This window comes from Pseudomonas sp. JUb52 (assembly GCF_004341115.1).
GTDB lineage: Bacteria > Pseudomonadota > Gammaproteobacteria > Pseudomonadales > Pseudomonadaceae > Chryseomonas > Chryseomonas oryzihabitans.
In genome coordinates this window covers 112,681-134,724 of record NZ_SLYS01000009.1, presented here as the reverse complement: position 1 = coordinate 134,724, position 22,044 = coordinate 112,681, and the positions used below count along the sequence as shown (strand labels likewise).

19 protein-coding genes and 1 riboswitch are annotated in these 22,044 nt (G+C 67.9%); of the genes, 8 read left to right on the top strand and 11 right to left on the bottom strand.

What is annotated here, in order from left to right:
• Positions 1–57: 57 nt before the first annotated feature.
• From cpdA to EC839_RS16175, 3 genes are all read right to left on the bottom strand, one after another.
• Complete coding sequence (gene cpdA / locus EC839_RS16185; RefSeq protein ID WP_132832829.1) at positions 58–864, bottom strand: 3',5'-cyclic-AMP phosphodiesterase; 807 nt, start codon at positions 862–864, stop codon at positions 58–60.
• A 139-nt stretch (positions 865–1,003) separates the two neighbouring features.
• Positions 1,004–1,459 carry a DUF1249 domain-containing protein gene (locus EC839_RS16180; RefSeq protein ID WP_132832828.1) on the bottom strand — a complete coding sequence of 152 codons (456 nt, stop codon included), beginning with the start codon at positions 1,457–1,459 and terminating at the stop codon, positions 1,004–1,006.
• Positions 1,450–2,070, bottom strand: coding sequence for an NUDIX domain-containing protein (locus EC839_RS16175; RefSeq protein ID WP_132832827.1), 621 nt, complete (start codon positions 2,068–2,070; stop codon positions 1,450–1,452). The genes EC839_RS16180 and EC839_RS16175 overlap by 10 nt, the downstream gene beginning before the upstream one ends.
• A gap of 186 nt (positions 2,071–2,256) precedes the next feature.
• On the opposite strand from EC839_RS16175, the gene EC839_RS16170 reads away from it, so the two are divergent.
• Positions 2,257–3,006, top strand: coding sequence for an RsiV family protein (locus tag EC839_RS16170; protein ID WP_132832826.1), 750 nt, complete (start codon positions 2,257–2,259; stop codon positions 3,004–3,006).
• Positions 3,007–3,379: 373 nt separating this feature from the next.
• Here the strand turns inward: EC839_RS16170 and cytX are convergent, their stop codons facing one another.
• Both cytX and thiC read right to left on the bottom strand, forming a co-directional pair.
• The gene (gene cytX, locus EC839_RS16165; protein WP_132832825.1) at positions 3,380–4,642 is read right to left on the bottom strand and encodes a putative hydroxymethylpyrimidine transporter CytX; all 1,263 of its coding nucleotides are present in this window, start codon (positions 4,640–4,642) and stop codon (positions 3,380–3,382) included.
• A 215-nt stretch (positions 4,643–4,857) separates the two neighbouring features.
• Positions 4,858–6,735 (bottom strand): phosphomethylpyrimidine synthase ThiC, encoded by a 1,878-nt coding sequence (gene thiC / locus EC839_RS16160; protein WP_132832824.1) that lies wholly within the window; start codon positions 6,733–6,735, stop codon positions 4,858–4,860.
• 102 nt (positions 6,736–6,837) lie between these two features.
• Positions 6,838–6,964, bottom strand: a riboswitch (TPP riboswitch).
• A gap of 109 nt (positions 6,965–7,073) precedes the next feature.
• Here thiC and EC839_RS16155 point away from each other — a divergent pair.
• Positions 7,074–8,570, top strand: a complete 1,497-nt coding sequence (locus tag EC839_RS16155; RefSeq protein ID WP_132832823.1) for a TolC family outer membrane protein — start codon at positions 7,074–7,076, stop codon at positions 8,568–8,570.
• Here the strand turns inward: EC839_RS16155 and waaA are convergent.
• The 3 genes from waaA to EC839_RS16140 are packed head-to-tail and all read right to left on the bottom strand — an operon-like array spanning position 8,516 to position 12,829.
• On the bottom strand, positions 8,516–9,781 hold the full coding sequence (waaA, locus tag EC839_RS16150; RefSeq protein ID WP_132832822.1) for a lipid IV(A) 3-deoxy-D-manno-octulosonic acid transferase: 1,266 nt from the start codon (positions 9,779–9,781) through the stop codon (positions 8,516–8,518). The two genes, EC839_RS16155 and waaA, sit on opposite strands and share 55 nt — an antisense overlap.
• 49 nt (positions 9,782–9,830) lie before the next feature.
• Complete coding sequence (locus EC839_RS16145) at positions 9,831–11,615, bottom strand: IlvD/Edd family dehydratase (RefSeq protein ID WP_132832821.1); 1,785 nt, start codon at positions 11,613–11,615, stop codon at positions 9,831–9,833.
• Between the two features lie 32 nt (positions 11,616–11,647).
• A complete protein-coding gene (locus tag EC839_RS16140) occupies positions 11,648–12,829 on the bottom strand; it encodes a fumarylacetoacetate hydrolase family protein (protein ID WP_132832820.1) in 1,182 nt (393 codons plus the stop codon).
• Positions 12,830–12,937: 108 nt separating this feature from the next.
• Between EC839_RS16140 and EC839_RS16135 the strand changes: the two genes are divergently transcribed.
• A complete protein-coding gene (locus EC839_RS16135; RefSeq protein ID WP_132832819.1) occupies positions 12,938–13,885 on the top strand; it encodes a LysR family transcriptional regulator in 948 nt (315 codons plus the stop codon).
• A gap of 166 nt (positions 13,886–14,051) precedes the next feature.
• Positions 14,052–15,416: an MFS transporter gene (locus EC839_RS16130; RefSeq protein ID WP_132832818.1), complete on the top strand. Its 1,365-nt coding sequence runs from the start codon at positions 14,052–14,054 to the stop codon at positions 15,414–15,416.
• A gap of 5 nt (positions 15,417–15,421) precedes the next feature.
• On the opposite strand, the gene EC839_RS16125 is transcribed toward EC839_RS16130, so the two are convergent.
• Complete coding sequence (locus EC839_RS16125) at positions 15,422–16,708, bottom strand: MFS transporter (protein WP_132832817.1); 1,287 nt, start codon at positions 16,706–16,708, stop codon at positions 15,422–15,424.
• Positions 16,709–16,863: 155 nt separating this feature from the next.
• Positions 16,864–17,748: a LysR family transcriptional regulator gene (locus EC839_RS16120; protein WP_132832816.1), complete on the bottom strand. Its 885-nt coding sequence runs from the start codon at positions 17,746–17,748 to the stop codon at positions 16,864–16,866.
• An 82-nt stretch (positions 17,749–17,830) separates the two neighbouring features.
• Between EC839_RS16120 and EC839_RS16115 the strand changes: the two genes are divergently transcribed.
• From EC839_RS16115 to EC839_RS16100, 4 genes are all read left to right on the top strand, one after another.
• Positions 17,831–18,163, top strand: coding sequence for a multidrug efflux SMR transporter (locus EC839_RS16115; RefSeq protein WP_132832815.1), 333 nt, complete (start codon positions 17,831–17,833; stop codon positions 18,161–18,163).
• Positions 18,164–18,225: 62 nt separating this feature from the next.
• Complete coding sequence (locus EC839_RS16110; protein ID WP_132832814.1) at positions 18,226–19,401, top strand: FAD-binding oxidoreductase; 1,176 nt, start codon at positions 18,226–18,228, stop codon at positions 19,399–19,401.
• Positions 19,398–20,213 carry an aldo/keto reductase gene (locus EC839_RS16105; protein WP_132832813.1) on the top strand — a complete coding sequence of 272 codons (816 nt, stop codon included), beginning with the start codon at positions 19,398–19,400 and terminating at the stop codon, positions 20,211–20,213. Before EC839_RS16110 ends, EC839_RS16105 begins: the two co-directional genes overlap by 4 nt.
• Positions 20,214–20,314: 101 nt before the next feature.
• A complete protein-coding gene (locus tag EC839_RS16100) occupies positions 20,315–21,211 on the top strand; it encodes a metal ABC transporter ATPase (RefSeq protein WP_132832812.1) in 897 nt (298 codons plus the stop codon).
• Positions 21,212–21,224: 13 nt separating this feature from the next.
• Here the strand turns inward: EC839_RS16100 and EC839_RS16095 are convergent, their stop codons facing one another.
• Positions 21,225–21,968 carry a TIGR00266 family protein gene (locus EC839_RS16095; protein ID WP_132832811.1) on the bottom strand — a complete coding sequence of 248 codons (744 nt, stop codon included), beginning with the start codon at positions 21,966–21,968 and terminating at the stop codon, positions 21,225–21,227.
• Positions 21,969–22,044: the final 76 nt, after the last annotated feature.

Below are 22,044 nucleotides of genomic sequence, written 5' to 3'. Positions count from 1 at the left end.
AATAACCCGTTTCGACCCTCGCAACCAAGGCAGCCGACCGGCGTCGGCCTGGCAGCCCTAGTAGCCTGCGGCGCTGTGATTCACGGTGAAGGCATGCTGTTGCAGGCGCGAGACACCGGTTTGCAGAGTGCCGTCGGGCAACAGGCGCAACCAGCGATAGCCCGGGGCCTGATCGCCCGCCTTGAAGTCCTCGCTGCCCGGCTCGAATTGCAGACCGGTGGAGGGCGAGGCCAGCAGGCGTACGCCGTTGCGCAGCTGATCGAACTCCTGGTGGATGTGCCCCCAGAGCACCACCCTGACCTGGGGATGGCGATCCAGCACGGCGAACAGCTCGTCCGCCCGGTGCAGGCCGAGGGGCTCCATCCAGCCACAGCCCACTGGCACCGGATGATGGTGCAGGCAGATCAATGCCGGACGCTCGGGCGCGGCGCTCAGGGCCTCGTCAAGGGCCAGCAGCTGCGCCTGCTCCAGCTCGCCGAACACGCAGCCGCGCACTGTGCTGTCGAGCAGGATGAGGCGCCAGGCGCCCAGGTCGGTGACGGCCTCCAGGAAATCGCGATCGCCACAGGCCTTGGCCATGGGCGCGTTCTCGTCATGGTTGCCGGCCAGCCAGCGCATGGGCGCAGCCAGAGGCTCGGTCAGCTCGCAAAAGCGTTGATAGGAGGCCACGGAGCCGTCCTGGGAGAGGTCACCACTGGCCAGCAGCAGATCGATGCGTGGCTGCTCCCGTACCACCTGAGCGACCACCTGTTGCAGGCTGGCTGCCGTATCGATACCCAACAACCGACCGTTGGCACGCGCGAACAGATGACTATCGGTCAACTGGACGACGAGGGGTGCGTTGACACTATCCGGCAAACTCACCAAAGCCTCCTAGGCATAAGGGGACAACGAGCGCAGGCAGGGTGCAGAAAAGTTCCCGGGAACTTGCGTGCATGCTTCACATTTTCGCAGTTTGCAGAACGTGAGGGAAGCTGCGGCTGTCAGCGTTGCGCCCTAGTGCTCATCGTTGCAGGATAGGTTCAGCTTCGTGGCCACAGGCCAGGCAGTGACTGAGCCACTCACCGAGAAACAGATTGAGCTGGCTCTTTTCGTCAGGCTGATACATCGCCTGGTTCGGATAGGGATAGCGTCCGAGCAGGTGCCGAGAGGCCCCGGCCGACACCACTTCCGCCATCCGCGCATCGTGATAGACGCGCACTTCCAGTTCTGGCACCGGCAGCCAGGGCAGCCCCAGTTCCTGGCGCACCCGCAGGACCGTCGTATAGGGACAGGCCTCGGTCACTTCCAGCGCGAGCACTCCCAGCGGACGCTCGCCTTGCGACAACATGACGCGGCGCGATACCACGGCTTCGCGCATCTTGGGCAGAAGCCGCATCAGCCGCACGTAGTTGGCCTCGCACGTGGCCTGCAGGCCCGGCAGGTCAACCCGATAGCGATCTCGCAGTTTCAGCCCCATAACCCCCGTACCTCGGCGCGATTGAGCGCCAACCATTGCAGGGCGATGATTGCCGCTGCGTTATTGATTCGACCGTCGCGAACCCCTGCCAGTGCCTCGTCCAGCGACCAGACATGGACGCGGATGTCCTCGCCCTCCTCCTCAAGACCATGGACGCCACCGGCATCCGCGGTGCTGCAGCGACCCAGGTAGAGATAGACCTGTTCGTCGCTGCCGCCAGGCGAGGGGAAGTAGGTGGAGATGGGCCAGAGCGATTGCAAGGTCAGCCCGGCTTCTTCCTCGGCTTCCCGATGAGCGACCGCCTCGACGGCCTCGCCCTGCTTGTCCACCAAGCCCGCCACCGGCTCAAGCAGCCAGGGATGAGCGGTCTTTTCCATGACGCCGACGCGAAACTGCTCGATCAGCACCACCTCGTCGCGCACGGCGTCGTAGGGCAGCACGCAGACGGCGTCGGGACGCACGAAGACCTCGCGTTCCAGTTCCGGGCCCAGGGCACCGGAGAACTGGCGATGGCGCAGCCGGAAGCGGGCCATGCGGTAGAAGCCCTGGAAGCAGATCTCGCGGCTCAGGATTTCAACGGCGGGCACCTGGGATTCGTTGGCTTCGGTCATGGGCGCTCCAGCGCTGATTGCAGGTAATCAGATCATCCTAGCGTGCCGCCTGCGTGCGTGCAGCCCCTGACGCGTCAAGTCGCGAAAAGGACAACAAGCCGGGAAACCTCCGCCCGCCCCTGGCAAACTTATGGGGCCAGACGGGTTCGAAAGCCGTCGTTCTCCGTTTCCATGACAAGGAATCCCATGCGTATCCGCTCGTTCCTCCTGCTCGCCGGCCTGTTGCTCGGTGGTTGTCAAAGCGTCTTCGGCCCCAACCTCGACAAACCCCTCACGCCTCGCCACCAGGCCTGGGAGCACCGCCCGGCCGGTTGCCAGGGCGAAGACTGCCCGCTGATCAACATCGACTACGTTGAATTCGGCGACCCGGCGCTGGACGCCCTGGTGCAACGGCACCTGCTGGGCCTGGCCCGCGCCGAGCCGGGTGCGCCCATCCCCGCCTCGCTGGCGGGCTACGAGCGAGACTTCCTCGCCAAGGCCCAGTCGCGCTGGAGCAGCTATCTGCAGGCCAAGGTGCGTGAACAGCATGACGGCCTGGTGATCATCGAATTCTCCAGCTACCTGGCCAACGGCGGTGCCCATGGCCTGGCCGGCCGCGACTTCGTCACCTGGGATCGCCATCTCAACCGGCAGATCACCCTGGGCGACATGCTGGTGCCGGGACAGGAAGCCGAATTCTGGCGCCTGGCGCAGCTCTCGCGCGAGGCCTGGATGCTCAGCAACAACGTCGGCGATGCCGAATTCCGCCAGCAATGGCCCTTCCTCAAGACCAACAACGTGGCCCTGGACTTCGGCGCCCTGACGCTCAAGTACGACATCGGCAGCATCGCCCCCTACGCCATGGGCCATCCGGAGCTGAAGATCCCCTATCCCAAGCTCAACGGCATCCTCAAGGGCGAGTATTTCCCGGGCCGAGGCAAGGCGCGGCAGCCGTAGATCTGGCGCGTGAAAAACGCCAGGCGGTTTTCCACCCTACTCGGCTGCCGCAATCGGATTTGATCGCGGCCATGGGCCGCTCCTACAGCAGGCTCCAACCTGCGCATGCATCGACGGACCGCGATGGCCGCGACAACCCTCCCCCGCACGCGGAAGAGGGGGTCGTTCAGCCTTCGGGATAACCTTCGGCGCGGGGCGCGGCGTAGGGTGGATGACGGCGCAGCCTCATCCACGCGAGCCTAGCTACTTGCTCACCCCCCACCCCACCCTCCCTCGCACGCGGAAGAGGGGGTTGTTCAGCCTTCGGAACAACCTTCGGCGCGGGGTGCGGCGTAGGGTGGATGACGGCGCAGCCTCATCCACGTGCGGTGACTCAAGTCCGTTTCAACCCCAACAGCGCCTGCGCGGTGCCGGCCACCACGATGGCCGGCAGGGTCGCGCCCCAGGCCGGCAGCAGCGTCGGCAGCAGGTGGTAGACGGCCACGCCCAGGGCCCAAGCGATCAGGGACTCCAGGCGCAGCGCCCGTACCCGCTGCGGAGCCTTGCGGCGGCGCAGCAGGAAGTGATCCACCAGCACCACGCCGAACAGCGGGGCGAACACCGAACCGATCAGCAGCAGGAAGTGTTCGTACTGGGCCAGGGGCACCAGCAGCGCCAGCAGGGTGCAGAGGATGCCGATGGCCAGGGTCAGCTGCCAGATCTTCACCTGGGCCAGGAAACCCGTGGCCACTGCCGCCGAGTGATAGGCGGCGAAGGCGTTTTCCGATTCGTCCAGCAGGATCAGCAGCAGCGGCAGGCCGAGGCCGGCCACGGCCAGGGCGCGCAGCAGGGCATCGGCTTCACCGCCGCTGGCAAAGGCCAGGGTATAGGCGAAGCCCAGGCCCATCAGCCAGAGGTTGCCGCAGAAATAGCCCAGCATGACGCCGCGACCGGCGCTACGGCCGGTGCGGGCGAAGCGGGTGTAGTCGGCGATCACCGGCAGCCAGGACAGCGGCATGGCCACCACCAGGTCGAAGCCCAGGGCCTGGGTCAGGGAACCGTCGCCCGGGCGCTGCCAGAGCGCGGCCAGGTCGGCGCGCAGGAACAGGTCCAGGGTCAGCCAGGTGCAGGCGCCCAGCAGCAGCCAGATGCCCCAGCGACTGAGAAAGCGGCGGACGAAGGTCAGCGGACCGGCCACCGCCAGAGCGGTGGCCAGGGCGCCGAAGACCAGGGTCCAGAGCATCGGCGAGGCCCAGCCCTGCAGACCCCAGCTGCCCAGCAGCACGCTGGCCGCCTCGCGCATCACCACCAGTTCGAAGGCGCCCCAGCCGATCAGCTGGGTGATGTTGAGCACCGCCGGCAACAGCGCGCCGCGCTGGCCGAGACTCTGCCCCAGGGCGGTCATGCCGGCCAGGCCGGTGTCACTGCCCACCAGGCCGGCAGCGGCCAGCAGCAGCACCCCGACCGCGGTGCCGAGCACCAGCACCAGCAGACCGTCGGCCAGGCCCAGTCCGGGCGCCAGCAGCGCGCCGGCCTGGGCCACCATCAGGCCGATGCCGAGGGAGAACCAGAGGGTGAAGAGGTCGCGCCCGCCAAGGATGCGGCGGTCCGCCGGAACGGGGACGGTGGGGGTATAGAGGCCGGGGGCCTGGGCCATGATGGATCTCGTGAGCAAGGGTTAAGGGCGCCCAACGTCATTGGGCGGCGCTGGGCATTGTTGGGCTTCGCTGCGCTCAGCGCCAACCTACGGAAACAGGGTGCTGGCCTCGCAGACGTAGGTTGGGCTGAGACGGCTCCATCGTCGCAGCCCAACGTTGCGAGGTCGTCCTGGACAACGTTGGGCTTCGCTGCGCTCAGCCCAACCTACGGTCGTCAGACCTGCTTGTAGATCACGCCGCCTTCGTCCTTGAAGCGCGCCGCCTGTTCCTGGAAGCCGGCCTCGATGGCCTTCTGCTCGTCGGTCAGGCCGTTTTCCTTGGCGTAGTCGCGGACTTCCTGGGTGATCTTCATGGAGCAGAACTTGGGCCCGCACATGGAGCAGAAGTGCGCCACCTTGGCCGAGTCCTTGGGCAGGGTCTCGTCGTGGAAGGCGCGCGCCGTGTCCGGGTCCAGGCCCAGGTTGAACTGGTCTTCCCAGCGGAATTCGAAACGCGCCTTGGACAGGGCATTGTCGCGGATCTGGGCGCCGGGATGCCCCTTGGCCAGGTCGGCGGCGTGGGCGGCGATCTTGTAGGTGATGATGCCGGTCTTGACGTCGTCCTTGTTGGGCAGGCCGAGGTGCTCCTTGGGCGTCACGTAGCAGAGCATGGCGCAACCGAACCAGCCGATCATGGCGGCGCCGATGCCGCTGGTGATGTGATCGTAGCCGGGGGCGATGTCGGTGGTCAGCGGGCCGAGGGTATAGAACGGCGCCTCGTCGCAGCACTCCAGCTGCTTGTCCATGTTCTCCTTGATCAGCTGCATGGGCACATGGCCGGGGCCTTCGATCATGGTCTGGACGTCGTGCTTCCAGGCGATCTTGGTCAGCTCGCCGAGGGTTTCCAGCTCGCCGAACTGGGCGGCGTCGTTGGCGTCGGCGATGGAGCCCGGGCGCAGGCCGTCACCCAGGGAGAAGCTCACGTCGTAGGCCTGCATGATCTCGCAGATGTCTTCGAAGTGGGTGTAGAGGAAGTTTTCCTTGTGGTGCGCCAGGCACCACTTGGCCATGATGGAGCCGCCGCGGGAGACGATGCCGGTGACGCGCTTGGCGGTCAGGGGCACGTAGTGCAGGCGCACCCCGGCGTGGATGGTGAAGTAGTCCACGCCCTGCTCCGCCTGCTCGATGAGGGTGTCGCGGAACAGCTCCCAGGTCAGCTCCTCGGCGACGCCGCCGACCTTTTCCAGGGCCTGGTAGATGGGCACGGTGCCGATGGGGACCGGCGAGTTGCGGATGATCCACTCGCGGGTCTCGTGGATGTGCTTGCCGGTGGACAGGTCCATCACGGTGTCGGCGCCCCAGCGGATGCCCCAGGTCAGCTTTTCCACCTCTTCCTCGATGGAGGAACCCAGGGCGCTGTTGCCGATGTTGCCGTTGATCTTCACCAGGAAGTTGCGGCCGATGATCATCGGCTCCAGCTCCAGGTGGTTGATGTTGGCCGGGATGATGGCGCGGCCGCGGGCCACCTCGTCGCGGACGAATTCCGGGGTGATTTCCTGGGGAATGCTGGCGCCGAAACTCTGGCCGCGGTGCTGGTTGCCCAGCAGGCCGGCGGCGCGGGCTTCCTGCAGTTTCATGTTCTCGCGGATGGCGATGTATTCCATCTCCGGGGTGACGATGCCCTGGCGGGCATAGTGCATCTGGGAGACGTTGCGCCCGGCCTTGGCGCGGCGCGGCTGGCGCGCCAGGTCGAATCTCAGGGCGGCGAGACTCGGATCGGCCAGGCGCGCCTGGCCGAATTCGGAAGAGAGCCCGGCCAGCAGTTCGGTGTCGCCGCGTTCTTCGATCCAGCGCGAACGCACGTCCGGCAGGCCCTTGCGCAGGTCGATGCGTGCCGCCGGGTCGGTGTAGGGACCGGAGGTGTCGTAGACGAATACCGGGGCGTTCTGCTCACCGCCAAAGGCGGTGGGGGTGTCGGCGAGGGCGATCTCCCGCACCGGCACGCGGATGTCGGGACGCGAGCCGGTCAGATAGACCTTGCGCGAATTGGGCAACGGCTGGGTGGACTGGCGGTCAACGCGGGTGAAGTCGGTGACGTTGTTCTGCTTGTTCATCGAGGCTCTCCTGGTGGGCGCGTTGCCGAGGGAAGAACCTGGACGAAGGGTGGGCACGCAAGAAGCGGCAAGCCCGGACGGATGGCGACCACGGAATAAGGCTGCGGACGCCCTCTTGTTCCCTACGCAGGTTGACGCACCGCCATGCGGCGCGCCTAGCCTGATCAGGTTCAACGGGATCCGGGACTACCCGATCTCAGCGCCTCGTAGCGCACCCCGACAAGAACGCGGCCAGTGTAAACCCAGAGCGGCAGAAACTTCGACCGCTATTTCCTCTCCTATGGCGGATTCGGACGAAGCCACTACACTGGCGCGGTCCCTCAAGGAAGGCTCCTAGAATGCGAAGATTCCTGCTGCTCGCGGCGCTCTGCGGCTCGGCCGGCCTGGCCCAGGCCCAGGTCGCCGGCAATGGCCTGCTCGACGTCTACCGCGAAGCGCTGGACAACAACGCCGATCTCGCCGCCGAACGCGCCGGCCTCGGTGCCCAGCGCGAGGCGGTGCCCCAGGCGCGCGCCGGCCTGCTGCCGCAGATCGGGCTCGGCGCCCAGTTCAACGACACCCACACCAGCCTGCAACTCAAGGACAATCCGGCGCTGGGCGTCCAGGGTGGCCGCTACAGCAGCGATCGCAGCAGCCAGCTGATTCAGGCGACCCTCAGCCAGCCGCTGTTCCGTGCCGATCGCTGGTTCCAGCTCAAGGCCGCCCAGGCCGCCACCGAGCAGGCCGAGCTGCAATTCTCCGCCGCCCAGCAGCAACTCATCCTGCAAACCGCCGAGGGCTACTTCAGCGCCCTGCGCGCCCAGGACGCCCTGGCCACCGCCCGCGCCGAGGAAAAGGCGCTGTACCGCCAGCTGGACCAGTCCCGCGAGCGCTACAAGGTCGGCCTGACCGACGACACCGACGTGCTCCAGGCCCAGGCCAGCTTCGACAACGCCCAGGCCAACCGCTCCCAGAGCGAGCAGCAGGTGGCCGACGCCTTCCAGGCCCTGACCCGGCTGACCGATCGCGACTACGGCAGCATCGCCGGCATCCGCCACGACCTGCCGATCCTGCCGCCACAGCCCAACGATGCGCGGCTGTGGGTGGACACCGCCATGCGCCAGAATCTGCAGTTGCTGGCCGCCGGCCAGGGCGTCAACGCCGCCCAGGAGGCCCTGCGCCAGCGCCGCGCCGGGCACCTGCCGACGGTGGATGCGGTGGCGCGCTACAGCCACAGCGACAACGACGCGGTGAATCTGCCCAACGCCGAGCAGCTGTCGCTGTTCGGCAGCCCGGTCAACAGCCGCAGCATCGGCATCCAGGTCGAGGTACCGCTGTACAGCGGCGGCGCCACCAGTTCCCAGGCGCGTCAGGCCTATCAGCAGCTGGACCAAAGCGAACAGCGCCAGGAGAGTCTGCGTCGCCAGGTGGTGCAGAACACCCGCAACGCCCACCGGGCGATCAATACCGACATCGAGCAGGTGCGCGCCCGGCGGCTGTCCATCGCCTCCAGCCAGCGCGCGCTGCGCGCCACCGAGATCGCCTACCAGGTGGGCAGCCGCACCATCGTCGACGTGCTCGACGCCCAGCGGCTGCTGTACAACGCCGTGCGCCAGTACAACGATGCCCGCTACAACTACATCCTGGACACTCTGAGGCTCAAGCAGGCGGCCGGCACCCTGGCGCCCAACGACCTGCTGGCGCTGTCCGGCTATCTCGATCCCCACTACGACCCGGATCGCGACTTCCTGCCGCCGGACCTGGCCAAGACCCGCGCCGACGTCCTGCCGGCGCGCTCGGCTCAGGGGGTGAGCAACCTGTCCAGTCCGGAGAGCAGTCGCTCCAGCGCGCCCTGATTGGCGGCCAGTACCGCCAGCCCGGCCTGACGGCGGCGTTCGGCCTCCGCCGGCTCGGACCAGAGCCGGGCCACGGCGGCGGCAATGGCTGGTGCTTCCGCCATGGTTTCCAGGGCGCCGGCGTCGCGCAACTGGGCGACGATGTCGAGGAAGTTGAACACGTGCGGCCCGCTGAGCACCGGCACGCCGAGGGCGGCCGGCTCCAGCGGATTGTGACCACCCCGCTCGATCAGGCTGCCGCCGACGAAGGCCACGTCGGCCAGGGCGTAGAGAAACAGCAATTCGCCCATGGTGTCGCCCAGCAGCACCTGGGTCTGCGGCTGCACCGCCTCCCCCGTCGAGCGCTGCACCACGCCAAAGCCTTCGCGACGCACCTCGGCCAATACCTCGGGAAAGCGCTCGGGATGACGCGGCACCAGGATCAGCAAGGCATCGGGGCGTGCGGCCAGCAGCTGGCGATGGGCCTGGAGCAGGATCCCGTCTTCGCCGGCATGGGTGCTGGCGGCGATCCATACCGGGCGCTGGCCCCAGCCCTGGCGCAGCGCAGCGGCGCGGGCCGGCAGCGCGGGGTCGATGCGCAGGTCGAACTTGATGGAACCGGTCACCGTGACCCGCTCGGCGCGGGCGCCCAGGGCGCGAAAGCGCTCGGCTTCCACCGGCGTCTGCACCGCCAGCCAGGCCAGCTCCGCCAGCATCGGCCCAGTGACCCCACCCAGTTTTCCGTAGCCCCGGGCCGAGCGTTCGGACAGCCGGCCATTGGCCAGGGCGATGGGAATAGCGCGGCGCTCCGCCTGATGGATGAGGTTGGGCCAGAGCTCGGTCTCCATCACCACCCCCAGGCTGGGCCTGAGCCGGTCGAGGAAACGCCCGGCCAGCCAGGGCAGGTCGTAGGGCAGATAGCTATGCTGGACGTCATCACCGAACAGGGCGCGGATGCGCTCCGAGCCGGTGGGCGTCATGCAGGTCACGGTGATCGGCAGGTCGGGATGACGCTGGCGCAGGGCGCGGATCACCGGCGCGGCGGCGATGCTCTCCCCCACCGACACCGCGTGTACCCAGATGCCGCCGGGCGGTACCTCAGGCAAGCCCAGCGCCAGGCGCTCGCCGATGCGTTGCCGGTAGGCGGGCGCCTTGCGGCCGCGCCAGAGCAGGCGCAGCAAGATGAAGGGCAACGCCAGGGTGAAGATCAGGGTATAGAGGGTACGGTTCATGGCGGCAGAGCTTAATGAAGCAGGGCCGCCAGTGCGAGCCTGTTCGGCCTTAATGCGAATGCCGCGGTATCCCGCCTTCCCGGGCGATCACCTTGAGGTGCAGGGTGGCCGGTTCCAGGCAGCCGCCGGTGGAGAGCTGGCCCACCAGCTGCCGGTAGAGCTCCTGCCAGGGGGTCTGGGCCGGCGGCAGGTTGGGCGTCCATTCGGCGCGGCGACGTTCCAGTTCGCCATCGTCCAGCAGCACGTCGACACTGCGGGCATTGAGGTCCACGCGCAGCCGGTCGTTGGTCTTGAGCAGCGCCAGGCCGCCGCCCACCGCGGCTTCCGGCGACATGTTGAGGATCGAGGGGCTGGCCGAGGTGCCGCTCTGGCGCCCGTCGCCCAGACACGGCAGGGAATCGATGCCCTTCTTGATCAGCGCTGCCGGCGGTGCCATGTTGACCACCTCGGCGCTGCCCGGATAACCCACCGGACCGGCGCCACGAATCACCAGGATGCAGCGCTCGTCGATGTCCAGCGCCGGATCGTCGATGCGCGCGTGATAGTCCTCCGGGCCTTCGAAGACGATGGCGCGCGCCTCGAAGCTGTTTTCCTTGCCCGGTTCGGCCAGGTAGGTCTGGCGGAAGGCCTCGCCCACCACCGACATCTTCATGATGGCGCTATCGAAGAAGTTGCCGCTGAGCACGATGAAGCCGGCGCGGTGCTTGAGCGGCGCCTCGTAGGGCTGAATCACAGTGGGATCGGCGCTGGCGGCGCCCTCGGCGATGCTGCCGATGGTCTTGCCGGACACCGTCAGGCAGTCGCCGTGCAGGCGCCCGGCCTTGAGCAATTCGTGAAGCACCGCCGGCACCCCGCCGGCGCGGTGGAAGCCCTCGCCGAGGTACTTGCCGGCGGGCATGCAGTTGGCCAGTAGCGGGATGTCCTCGCCCAGGCGCTGCCAGTCGTCCAGCGTCAATTCGATGCCCATGTGCCGGGCGATGGCGATCAGGTGCGGCGGGCAGTTGCTGGAGGCGCCCAGGGCCGAGGCCACTACGATGGCGTTCTCGAAGGCCTCGCGGGTCATGATCTGCGAGGGGCGGACATCGTCCAGCACCAGCTGGCAGATGCGCTTGCCGGTGGCATAGGCCATCTGGCCGCGTTCACGGTAAGGCGCGGGGATGCTGGCGCAGCCGGGCAGCGACATGCCCAGGGTCTCGGCCAGGGCATTCATCGACAGGGCCGTGCCCATGGTGTTGCAGTGGCCCACCGAGGGCGAGGCGGCGGTGGTCAGAGCCATGAAGCCCTCGTAGTCGATCTCGCCGGTCGCCAGCAGGTTGCGCGCGTGCCAGAGCACGGTACCGGAGCCGATCAGCTCGCCCTTGAAATGGCCATCCAGCATGGGTCCGCCGGACAGCACGATGGCCGGCAGGTCGGTAGTGGCCGCGGCCATCAGGCAGGCCGGGGTGGTCTTGTCGCAGCCGGTGGTGAGCACCACGCCATCCAGCGGGAAGCCATGCAGGATCTCCACCAGGCCGAGGTAGGCCAGGTTGCGATCCAGGGCGGCGGTGGGCCGGCGACTCTGCTCGGCGATGGGGTGCACCGGGAATTCCATGGGGATGCCACCGGCATCGCGGATACCGGCCTTGACCCGCTGGGCCAGTTCCAGGTGGTGGCGATTGCAGGGGGTGAGGTCGCTGCCGGTCTGAGCGATGCCGATGATGGGCCGACCGGACTGGAGTTCGTCGCGGGTCAGGCCATAGTTCATGTAACGCTCGACATAGAGCGCGGTCATGTCGGCGTGGGCAGGGTCATCGAACCAGAGCTGGCTGCGCAGCGGGCGTTTGGCGGAAGTCATGATGGTCTCTAGTTGTTATTAGGAAAAAAGGATCAGCGGCCCAGCAGGCCACGGGCGGCCAGGTTGTGCATCAGGGCTCCGAGGCCGAAGCGCCAGGCCGGGGCCTGGTCACTGGTGGTCACCCGATTGTGCAGGGTCCCCAGCAGCGGGCTGGCGATGCTGACCCGGTCACCCACCTTGTGGGTGAAGCCACCGCCCGGGGCGTCACGGTCCTGGGTCGGGGCGAACAGGGTGCCGAGAAACAGCACGAAGCCGTCGGGATACTGGTGGTTGGCATTGAGGGTCTGGGCGGCGAGATCGGTGGGATCGCGACTGATCTGCGCCATGGAGCTGCTGCCCTGGAGTCGGAAGCCGTCTTCGCCCTGGACCTCCAGGGTCACCACGCACTGGCGCACCTGGTCGAGATCGAAGGTCTCGTCGAACAGGCGGATGAAGGGCCCCAGGGCGCAGGAGGCGTTGTTGTCCTTGGCCTTGCTCAGCAGCAGGGCGCTGCGGCCCTCGATGTCGCGCAGGTTGACGTCGTTGCCCAGGGTGGCGCCATGCAGGCGACCGCGGCTGTCGGCCACCAGCACCACCTCGGGCTCGGGATTGTTCCACTGGGACACCGGGTGGATGCCGATGGCGCTGCCAGAGCCGACCGCGGCCAGCACCGGCGCCTTGGTGAAGATCTCGGCGTCCGGCCCGATGCCCACCTCCAGGTATTGCGACCACATGCCCTTTTCGATCAGCAGCGCCTTGAGCGCCTGGGCGCGCGGACTGCCCGGCTCCAGGCCCTGCAGATCCGCGCCGATCACCGCCTGCACCTGCTCGCGAATGGCCACGGCGCGCCCGGCATCGCCGCCGGCCTGCTCCTCGATCACCCGCTCCAGCATGCTGGCGGCAAAGGTCACCCCGGCGGCCTTGATCACCTGCAGATCGGCTGGCGGCAGCAGGTGCAGGAGGTGTGCATCCGCTTGCTCACCGCTGTTAGCCAGCAGCTCCTCCACACTACCCAGGTAGCGCCCGGGGGTGTCACGCAGGGCCTGCAGCGGTGCTTCCTCTTCGAACAGGGCGCTCAGGGTGGCGAACCGCTGGGAGACATCGAAGACGCCGTCTTCGCGCAGCACCACGGGCGAGGGACCGGCCAGCGGGCCGGGCACCCAGGCGCGGCCTACCAGGGTGCCGGCCAGGCCATCGGTGGGAAGGGTGTTGGCAGGCGAGAGACGAAGGGACATGGGCAGGACTCCAGGGCTGATGGGTCCACGCTAGGCAGCCGGACTGATAAACTCAAATGGGCTTATGTCATCATTCGATAACCTGCGCTTATCGTCTAGGAGGCACGCGTGTCCGAGCCATCGTTCAGCCAGATCTGCCACTGGCTCAAGTTTCGCCACCTGCTGCTGATCGATACCCTGGGGCGCACCCGCAACATGCACCTGGCGGCGCAGCAGATGAATCTCAGCCAGCCGGCCATCAGCAAGATGCTCAAGGAGATCGAGCACCTGCTGGGCTTCGCCCTGTTCGAGCGCCAGCCGCGCAGCATGCCGCCCACCGCACTGGGCGAGCACGTGCTGCGCTACGCCCGGGTAGCGCTCAACGATGCCCGCGACTTCGCCGAGCAGATCGACAGCCTGAGGCGCGGCGGCCACGGCCAGCTCAAGGTCGGCGGCATCTTCGCCGCCACGGCGGTGGCCCTGCCGCAGGCCATCGTCGCGATCAAGCAGCGCTGGCCGCTGCTGGCCATCGAGGTGGTGGAGCAGACCAGCGATCACCTGATGGAGATGCTCGACGACAAGCTGCTGCACCTGGCGGTGGCGCGTTTCACCGACGAAGCCCAGGCCCAGCGCTTCGACTTCCAGCCCCTGGCACCGGAGCCCTTCCGCTTCGTGGTCAACGCCGATCACCCGCTGGTGGGCAGCGGGCCCGTGGGCCTCGACCAGGTGCTGGCCTGGCCCTGGATCCTCTATCCCAAAGGCACGCCCATCCGCGGGCGCATGGAGCGGGCCTTCGCCGCCGCCGGCCTGCCGGTGCCAGGCAACACCATCGACACCATCTCCATGCAGACCTTTCTCCAGGTGCTGCGCGCCGGCCCCATGATCGGCATGCTGCCCGAGGCCATGGTCGAACCCTATCTCGCCAGCGGCGCGCTCAGTGCCCTGGAGCTGCCCTTGCACCTGCCGGCGCAGGACTACGGCATTCTCACCCGCAAGGGCGAACCCCTGGGCGAGGCGGCCCGGGAATTCGCCGCCATCCTGCTGAGCCATGCCGGTCGCGAGGAGGCCTTGGCCTAGAGGCTTCGATAACGCGTCGTTATCGAATGATCCGCAAATGCCATTGGGAAAGAATCGCTCTCGCTCCTAGAGTGGCCTGGCGATTCAGACGGCCACCCTGCATCCCCGGCCGCCTTCGACCTCTTCAATAACAACAACGGGCCCCCAGGCCCCGAAGGTCATTCCCATGTTCGAGACCACCGCTCCCCAGGGCGCCGCTGGCGACGCCTTCGAAGAACGCACCTATCGCAAGGTGGTGCTGCGCATCCTGCCGATCCTGCTGCTGTGCTACATCGCCGCCTACCTGGACAGGGTCAACGTCGGCTTCGCCAAGCTGGACATGCTCGACGACCTCGGCTTCAGCAACACCGTCTATGCACTCGGCGCCAGCATGTTCTTCTGGGGCTACTTCCTCTTCGAGGTCCCCAGCAACCTCTTGCTGCACCGCTACGGCGCGCGCTTCTGGATCGCCCGCATCATGCTGACCTGGGCGATCATCTCCATGGCGGTGGCCTTCACCCAGCCGCTGGCGCAGTTTTTCGGCCTGCAGGCGAGCACCCTCTTCTATGTGTTGCGCTTCCTGCTGGGCGTCTGCGAGGCGGGCTTCTTTCCCGGGGTGATCCTCTATCTCAACTACTGGTTTCCGACCCGCCGGCAGAGTCGGGTGATGTCGGGCTTTCTCATCGCCCTGCCCTTCAGCCTGAGCTTTGGCGGCGTACTCTCCGGCTGGCTGATGAGCAGCCTGCACAACTGGCACGGCCTGGCCGGCTGGCAGTGGATGCTGCTGGTGGAAGGGGTACCCTCGATCATCATGGCGGTGGTGGTGTTCTGCTGCCTGAGCGACAACATCGACAAGGCGCCCTGGCTGGACGCCCGGGAGAAGGCCCTGCTCAAGCGCAACCTGGAGCAGCAGAACGCCGGCAAGGCCTCGCGGCTCGGCGAGGTGTTCTTCAATCCGCGGGTCTGGCTGCTGGTGTTCATCCTGCTGACCTTCAACACCGGCTTCTACGGCCTGGCCTTCTGGATGCCCTCGATCATCAAGAACGCCGGAGTCAGCGGCAGCCTGCAGATCGGCCTGCTTACCGCCATCCCCTACAGCGTCGCCCTGGTGGTCATGCTGCTCAACGCCCGCCACTCGGCCCGCACCGGCGAGCAGCGGCTGCATGCGGCGGTGCCGGCCTTCGTCGGCGCCCTGGGCCTGGTGCTGAGCGCCTGGTTCATCCACAACATCGTGCTGTCGATCCTCTTTCTCACCGTGGCCGCCTCGGGCCTGCTGGCGCTGATGCCGATCTTCTGGTCGCTGCCCGGCACCCTGCTCTCCGGCGTCGCCGCCGCGGCGGGCATCGGCATGATCAACGCCATCGGCAACCTCTCCGGCTTCACCGGCTCCATGATCACCGCGACCATGGAAACCCTCACCGGCGATATCAACAATGGCACCTATGTGCTCGGCGCCTGCCTATTCGTCAGCGGCCTGCTGATCCTGGCGATCCCGGCCTCGATGCTGCACCGCGCGCCGACCGCCGTGCCGCTGGACCTGAAGCCCGCCTAGCCCGCCTAGCCCGCCTCGGGCACGGCCGAGCGCCCGGCACCCGCGGCGCTCGGCCGGCCGATCCACAAGGCCATCAGCGCCGCCAGGATGCCGGTCAGGCCGGCCAGCACCAGGGCCTCCTGGTAGGAGCCGAAGTGCTCGCGCAGGGCGCCGGCGAGAAAGGCCGCGCAGGCGGCGCCCAGCATGTGGCCGCAGAACACCCAGCCGAACACCACCGGCGCGCTCTTTTCGCCAAAGCTCTGGTTGGTCAGCTTGACCGTGGGCGGCACCGTGGCGATCCAGTCCAGTCCGTAGAAGATGCCGAACAGCAGCAGCTGCTCGGGGGCGAAACCGGAGAACGGCAGATAGATCAGCGAGAGACCGCGCAGGCTGTAGTAGACGAACAGCAGCCGGCGCGGATCGTATCTGTCGGTCAGCCAGCCGGAGGCGGTGGTGCCCACCAGATCGAAGAGGCCCATCAGCGCGAGGATCCCGGCGGCCTGCACCTGGGACAGCCCGTGGTCATGGCCCATGGCGATGAAGTGGGTGCCGATCAGGCCATTGGTGGTGAAGCCGCAGACGAAGAAGGTCAGGAACAGCAGCCAGAAATCGCGCCGCCGACTGGCCATGGCCAGGGTGCCGAGGGTCACGCGAAACAGGTTGCCCGGGGCGGTAGCAGCCGGCGCCTGGTAGTCCGCCGGGGCGCCATGGGGCCGCAGGCCGATGTCCGCCGGCCGCTCCGGCAGCAGCCAGGCCACCAGCGGGATCAGCGCGGCGCTGGCCACGGCCACGGTCAGCACCACGGTCTGCCAGCCCTCATGGCTGGCGAGATGGGCCAGCAGCGGCAGAAAGACCAGATTGCCGGTGGCGGTGCTGGCCGCCAGCAGCCCCATCATCAGCCCCCGCCGGGCGACGAACCAGCGATTGACGATGGCCGCGCCCAGCACCATGGCCACGCAACCGGTGCCCAGGCCGCTGAGCACGCCCCAGGTGGCGACCAGCTGCCAGGGCTCGCGCATCAGGGTGCTCAGGGCGGTGGCCAGGCTGATCAGGGTGAGGCCGCCGAGCAGGGTGCGGCGGATGCCGAGGGTCTGCATCAGGGCGGCGGCGAAGGGGCCTACCAGGCCGTAGAGAAAGATGCCGATGGCGGCGGCAAGCGAGACCGTCTCGCGACTCCAGCCAAAGGTGTCCTGCAGCGGCAAGAGCAATACGCCGGGGGTGGATCTCACGCCCGCCGAAACCAGCAGGGCGAGAAAGATCAGCGCCAGGACGACGAAGACGTAGCGCTGGCCGAGGGCGGGAGGTGTGGTCATGGCGATCTTCACCGGCGGGAAAGGGAGGAGTCGAGTATTGCAGCCCGGACGACCTGGCGCTGGCCAAGCTGGCCCACGGATCTGGCCAGAATGGGTGCTCGTTGAAAGAGTTGTGGGCGAGTGCCGGGGGTCCGTCTTGTTGGGCTTCGCCGCGCTCAACCGATCGCCCGTAACTCTTCCGCCAGCCGCTGCGCCAGCCAGCGCGCGGCCGGTCCCGGCGCGGCGTTGCGGCGCCAGGCCAGCTCCACCACCAAGGCCGGCGGTACCCAGTCGCAGGCCAGTTCGGCCAGCAAGCCCTGGTAGGTGGGATAGCGCGCCACGTGCCGCGGCAGCCAGCCCCAGCCCAGGCCGCGCATCAGCAATTCGGCGAGCAGGTAGAAGCTGTCGGCGCGCCAGAGCTGGGGGGCGATCTGCTCGCCGCCGGGATAGGGATTCTCCAGCGGTGCGATCAGCAGCTGGCGGTGGCGGGCCAGTGCGCGCCGCCCCACGCCCTGCTGGCGCGCCAGGGGATGCTGGGCGCCGCAGGCGGTGACCTGGGCGACATCGCCCAGGGCCTGGCGCTCCAGGGCCTCGGGCATGTGCTCATGGCGAAACAGCAGGCCGAGGTCGGCCTGGTCGGTCAGCAGCTTGCGCGCCACATCGCCCTGGGCGCCGCTGGTGAGCTGGACCTCCAGGTGCGGAAAGGCCGCGGCCAGGGCGTCCAGGGCATCGAGCACCGGCTGGTAGGGCATGGCCTCGTCCAAGGCCAGGCGCAACAGCGGTTCCTGTCCGGCACAGAGGGCCTGGGCCCGGCTGTCCAGGCGCTGGCACTGGCGCAGCACCTCGCGCGCCTCCTCCAGCAGGGCCAGACCGGCCGCGGTGATGACCGGCGTGCGGCCGTTGCTGCGCACGAACAGGGCCACGCCCAGGTCGGTCTCCAGCAGGGCGATGGCCGAGCTGATCGCCGATTGCGCCCGCCCCAGACGCCGCGCCATCGCCGAGAAACTCGCGCCCTCGGCGATGCCGACGAAGATCTCCAGCTGCTCAAGATTCCACTGCACGACCCATCTCCCCAGCAGATAGGTATCAACTTTCACCCATCGTGTAGAAAGGCACAATGGGCCTTCTACAGGAGGAAGCCCCATGAGCGGATACATCTACCTGGCCATCGCCATCGCCGCCGAAGTCGTCGCCACCACCTCCATGAAGGCCATCAGCGGCTTCAGCAAGCCGCTGCCGCTGATCCTGGTCATCTGTGGCTACGGGCTGGCTTTCTGGATGCTGACCCTGGTGGTGCGCAGCATCCCGGTGGGCATCGCCTACGCCATCTGGGCTGGCCTTGGCATCGTGCTGGTAAGCATCGCCGCGGCCTTTCTCTACGACCAGAAGCTGGACCTGCCGGCCATGCTAGGCATGGGGCTGATCGTCGCCGGGGTGGTGGTGATCCAGCTGTTTTCCGGCAGCACCGGGCATTGAGACCAGCGGCGGCGAGGAGCGTGTAAAATCGCCTCTTTGCCGATCACCCGAGCAGGCCGTTCATGTCCCAACCCTGGTCCACCGATATCCTCATCGTCGGCGGCGGCGTCGCCGGCCTCTGGCTCAACGCCCGCCTCAGACGCGCTGGCTACGCCGCCGTGCTGGTGGAGACCGGCGCCCTGGGCGGCGGCCAGAGCGGCAAGTCCCAGGGCATCATCCATGGCGGCACCAAGTACGCCCTGACCGGGATGCTCACCGGTGCCTCCGAGGCCATCGCCGACATGCCGCGGCGCTGGCGCGAGAGCCTGGCCGGCAGCGGCGAGCTGGATCTCACCGGCGTGCGCCTGCTCTCCGAAGCCCATTACCTCTGGTCGCCGGGCAGCCTGGCCGGCAACCTCACCAGCTTCTTCGCCAGCAAGGCGGTGCGCGGCCGGGTAGATGCGGTCAAGGGCGAGGAACTGCCCCCGGCCCTGCGCGATCGCGCCTTCAAGGGCAAGGTCTATCGCCTGGCCGAACTGGTGCTGGACGTGCCCAGCCTGGTCGCGCGCCTGGCCGAGCTGGCCGGCGACAGCCTGCTGGCCGGGCATGAGCTGCAACCCCTGCGCGAAGCCGGTGAACTGACCGGCCTGGTGGTGGATGGCCAGCCCATCCGCGCCCGCCGCATCGTGCTGACCGCCGGCGCCGGCATGGCCGATCTGCTCCAGGCGCTTGGTCTCGAACAACCGGCCATGCAGCGCCGCCCGCTGCACATGGTGGTGGTCAAGGGTCCGATGCTCAAACCCCTCTATGCCCACTGCCTGGGCGGCGGCCCCAAGCCGCGGGTGACCATCACCAGCCATCCCACTGCCGACGGCCAGTGGCTGTGGTACCTGGGTGGCGACCTGGCCGAAGCCGAGGGCGTGGCGCGCGAACCCCAGGCGCAGATCGCCGCGGCACGCGAGGAATTGCAGCGCCTGCTGCCCTGGATCGACTTCGCCGGCGCGCGCTGGGCGACCCTGCGCGTGGATCGCGCCGAGCCGGCGCAATCCGGACTGGTGCGCCCGGACAACGCCTTTCTCGCCGAGGAAGGCCGCCTGCTGGTGGGCTGGCCGACTAAGCTGGCCCTGTCGCCGGACCTGGCCGACCGCGTCTTGGCCAATCTCGACCGCGACGGCATCGCGCCCGGGCAGCACCCCGCCCTGCCCGCACATCCGCAACCGCCGGTGGCCGCGCCCTTCTGGGAGGAGCTGCTGCCATGAGTCTGCGCACCCTGCACGGCCTGCATCGTCCGCTGGGCCGCACCGGTCTCGAGATCTCCCCGCTGGGCCTGGGCACGGTCAAGTTCGGGCGTGACCAGGGCGTGAAGTATCCCAATGGCTTCACCATCCCCGACGACCACGCCGCCGCGGACCTGCTGAGTCTTGCCCGCGAACTGGGCATCAATCTGCTGGACACCGCCCCGGCCTATGGCCACAGCGAAGAACGCCTGGGTCCGCTGCTGCGCGGCCAGCGCCAGCACTGGGTGATCGCCAGCAAGGTCGGCGAGGAATTCGAAGGCGGCCTGTCCAGCTTCGACTTCAGCCCGGCCCATACCCGCCGCTCGGTGGAACGCAGTCTGCAACGCCTGGAGACCGACTGGCTGGACCTGGTGCTGGTGCATTCCGATGGCAACGACCTGGCCATCCTCGAAGGCAGCGGCTGCTACGAGACCCTGGCCGAGCTCAAGCGTGAAGGCCTGATCCGCGCCTTCGGCTTTTCCGGCAAGACCGTCGCCGGCGGCCTCAAGGCGCTGGCGACCGGCGATTGCGCCATGGTCACCTTCAACCTCAACGAAGACACCGAGATCCCGGTGATCCAGGCCGCCGCCACCCAGGGCAAGGGCATCCTGGTCAAGAAGGCCCTGGCCAGCGGCCATGCCGTACTCGGCGCCGGCCAGGATCCGGTGCGGGCCAGCTTCGCCCGGGTGTTCGGCGAGCCCGGGGTGAGCGGTGCGATAGTCGGCACTATCGATCCCCTGCACCTGTCACATAATGTCCGTACCCTGGCCGAGGTGATCACCGCTCGGCTCTGATCCAGAGCGTTTCGCTGAACCCTTGCCTTCGTCCGCTGGACGCCCCTGCCCGGCTTGCCCGGGACGGCGCGTCCGCGGCATACAACAAACAGGAGTCGGCCATGCCCCAGCTCATCGCCCGCCACAATCCCAAGGCGTTCAAGACCCTGCCCCTTTCGGTCGAGGCCAATCGTGACGGCCTCACCTACCAGGCCCTCGGCCAACCGCTGAATTTCAGCGAGATGCTGGAGCGGCGCAAGCCCATCGAGATCGACGACGCCCAGCAGTTCAGCGCCAGACTCGCCAACCTGGGCGTCTCGGTACGCCTGACGCTGAACTGGCAGGGCCAGGACCACTGGCTGCTGGTGCGTCAACGCCGGCCCGACCGGGGCGACGTGGTGCTCAAGCTGATCTCCGGTTACATCCCGACCCACGAACTGGCCCTGCCGCTGCTCACCGCCGTCCAGGAGGTGGCCGAGGAGTGCCTGATCGAGACGCCGCGTGGCTGGCTGGCCGGCCGCTTTGCCGACACCTGGCTGCCGACGCCCTATGCCCCGGCCCTGCCCTATCGCGAGGACGTGGCCTTTCGCCTGACTCCGCGTTCGGGGGCGGCACGGCCGGTGCGCTGCGGCAGTCTGGCGCTGCTGGAGCGCCCTCGTGCCTATGTGCACACCCCTACCGCCTCGCTGCAGCTGGTCTATGACCTGCTGCTAGAATTGCCTAGGGAATGCAAGGCGCCGAGTCTGTTCCACGTCGACGAGAAGATCGAGAACGGTCAGTTGCTGGCGCGCCTGGCCCGGCAACGCCCGGATCTCTATCTGGTCGCCCTGGACGACGGCAAACCCACCGGCGAGCTCTATACCCTGTCCGCCGGCCAGCGCCTGCCGGTGTCGACCCGCGGCCTCTGGCTGTCGGAAAGCTTCGCCCGCCAGGACGGCTGGCTGGTCCACGACAGCCGGGTGCGCTGGCGCGACTGGCTGGAGCGCATGGCGCCCCAGAGCGCCCTGCAGCGGGCCTAGGGTAGGCGGGAGATCAGTCGCCACCCGCGCGGCGTTCACCGACGCCGCCACCGGCCGCGGCCTGGACCCGGCCGGCTAGCCGGGAAAAGGGCAGCGTCTGGATCCACACGGTGCCGTGACCCCTCAGGGTCGCCAGCACCAGGCCCTCGCCGCCGAACAGCATGCTGCGCAGGCCACCGGCCAGCTTGATGTTGTAGTCGATGCCACTGGTGAAACCCACCAGGCAGCCGGTATCCAGGCGCAGGGTCTCGCCCCTGAGCTCCTTGCGGATCACCGTGCCGCCGGCATGCACGAAGGCCATGCCATCGCCCTCCAGCCGCTGCAGGATGAAGCCCTCGCCCCCAAAGAAGCCGGCGCCCAGCCGCCGGGTGAAGGCCACGCCGATGCGGGTACCCATGGCCGCGCAGAGAAAGGAATCGCGCTGGCAGAATAGCGTGCCCCCCAGGGCGGCGAGATCCAGCGGAATCACCTGCCCCGGATAGGGCGCGGCAAAGGCGACGTGGCGCTTCTCGCGGCCTTCGTTGGTGAAATGGGTCATGAACAGCGACTCGCCGCCGAGCATGCGCTTGCCAGCGCCCCAGAGCTTGCCGAGCAGGCCGGCGGAGCCATCGCCCATGCGCGCGGTGAAGGCGATGTCGGCCTCCATGTAGGTCATGGCGCCGGCCTCGGCGATCACCGTCTCGCCCGGATCGAGGCCGATCTCCACCGCCTGCAGGGATTCACCGAGGATGCGATGGTCGAGGATATGGCTGGGCATGGCTGTCGAACTCCTGGTGTAGCGTGGAAAACGGCGTAGCCTTTTTCCACTGTCCTGCGAATTGGCGAGGTGCGTG

Bases quoted from the DNA above. Each gene is read 5' to 3' on its own strand.
- EC839_RS16100 (WP_132832812.1), top strand. From the start codon at position 20,315: ATGCCCCAGCTCATCGCCCGCCACAATCCCAAGGCGTTCAAGACCCTG.
- EC839_RS16145 (WP_132832821.1), bottom strand. From the start codon at position 11,615: ATGACTTCCGCCAAACGCCCGCTGCGCAGCCAGCTCTGGTTCGATGAC.
- waaA (WP_132832822.1), bottom strand. From the start codon at position 9,781: ATGAACCGTACCCTCTATACCCTGATCTTCACCCTGGCGTTGCCCTTC.
- cytX (WP_132832825.1), bottom strand. From the start codon at position 4,642: ATGGCCCAGGCCCCCGGCCTCTATACCCCCACCGTCCCCGTTCCGGCG.
- EC839_RS16110 (WP_132832814.1), top strand. From the start codon at position 18,226: ATGTCCCAACCCTGGTCCACCGATATCCTCATCGTCGGCGGCGGCGTC.
- EC839_RS16170 (WP_132832826.1), top strand. From the start codon at position 2,257: ATGCGTATCCGCTCGTTCCTCCTGCTCGCCGGCCTGTTGCTCGGTGGT.
- EC839_RS16130 (WP_132832818.1), top strand. From the start codon at position 14,052: ATGTTCGAGACCACCGCTCCCCAGGGCGCCGCTGGCGACGCCTTCGAA.
- EC839_RS16095 (WP_132832811.1), bottom strand. From the start codon at position 21,968: ATGCCCAGCCATATCCTCGACCATCGCATCCTCGGTGAATCCCTGCAG.
- EC839_RS16180 (WP_132832828.1), bottom strand. From the start codon at position 1,459: ATGGGGCTGAAACTGCGAGATCGCTATCGGGTTGACCTGCCGGGCCTG.
- EC839_RS16125 (WP_132832817.1), bottom strand. From the start codon at position 16,708: ATGACCACACCTCCCGCCCTCGGCCAGCGCTACGTCTTCGTCGTCCTG.
- EC839_RS16140 (WP_132832820.1), bottom strand. From the start codon at position 12,829: ATGTCCCTTCGTCTCTCGCCTGCCAACACCCTTCCCACCGATGGCCTG.
- EC839_RS16155 (WP_132832823.1), top strand. From the start codon at position 7,074: ATGCGAAGATTCCTGCTGCTCGCGGCGCTCTGCGGCTCGGCCGGCCTG.
- EC839_RS16115 (WP_132832815.1), top strand. From the start codon at position 17,831: ATGAGCGGATACATCTACCTGGCCATCGCCATCGCCGCCGAAGTCGTC.
- EC839_RS16175 (WP_132832827.1), bottom strand. From the start codon at position 2,070: ATGACCGAAGCCAACGAATCCCAGGTGCCCGCCGTTGAAATCCTGAGC.
- thiC (WP_132832824.1), bottom strand. From the start codon at position 6,735: ATGAACAAGCAGAACAACGTCACCGACTTCACCCGCGTTGACCGCCAG.
- EC839_RS16105 (WP_132832813.1), top strand. From the start codon at position 19,398: ATGAGTCTGCGCACCCTGCACGGCCTGCATCGTCCGCTGGGCCGCACC.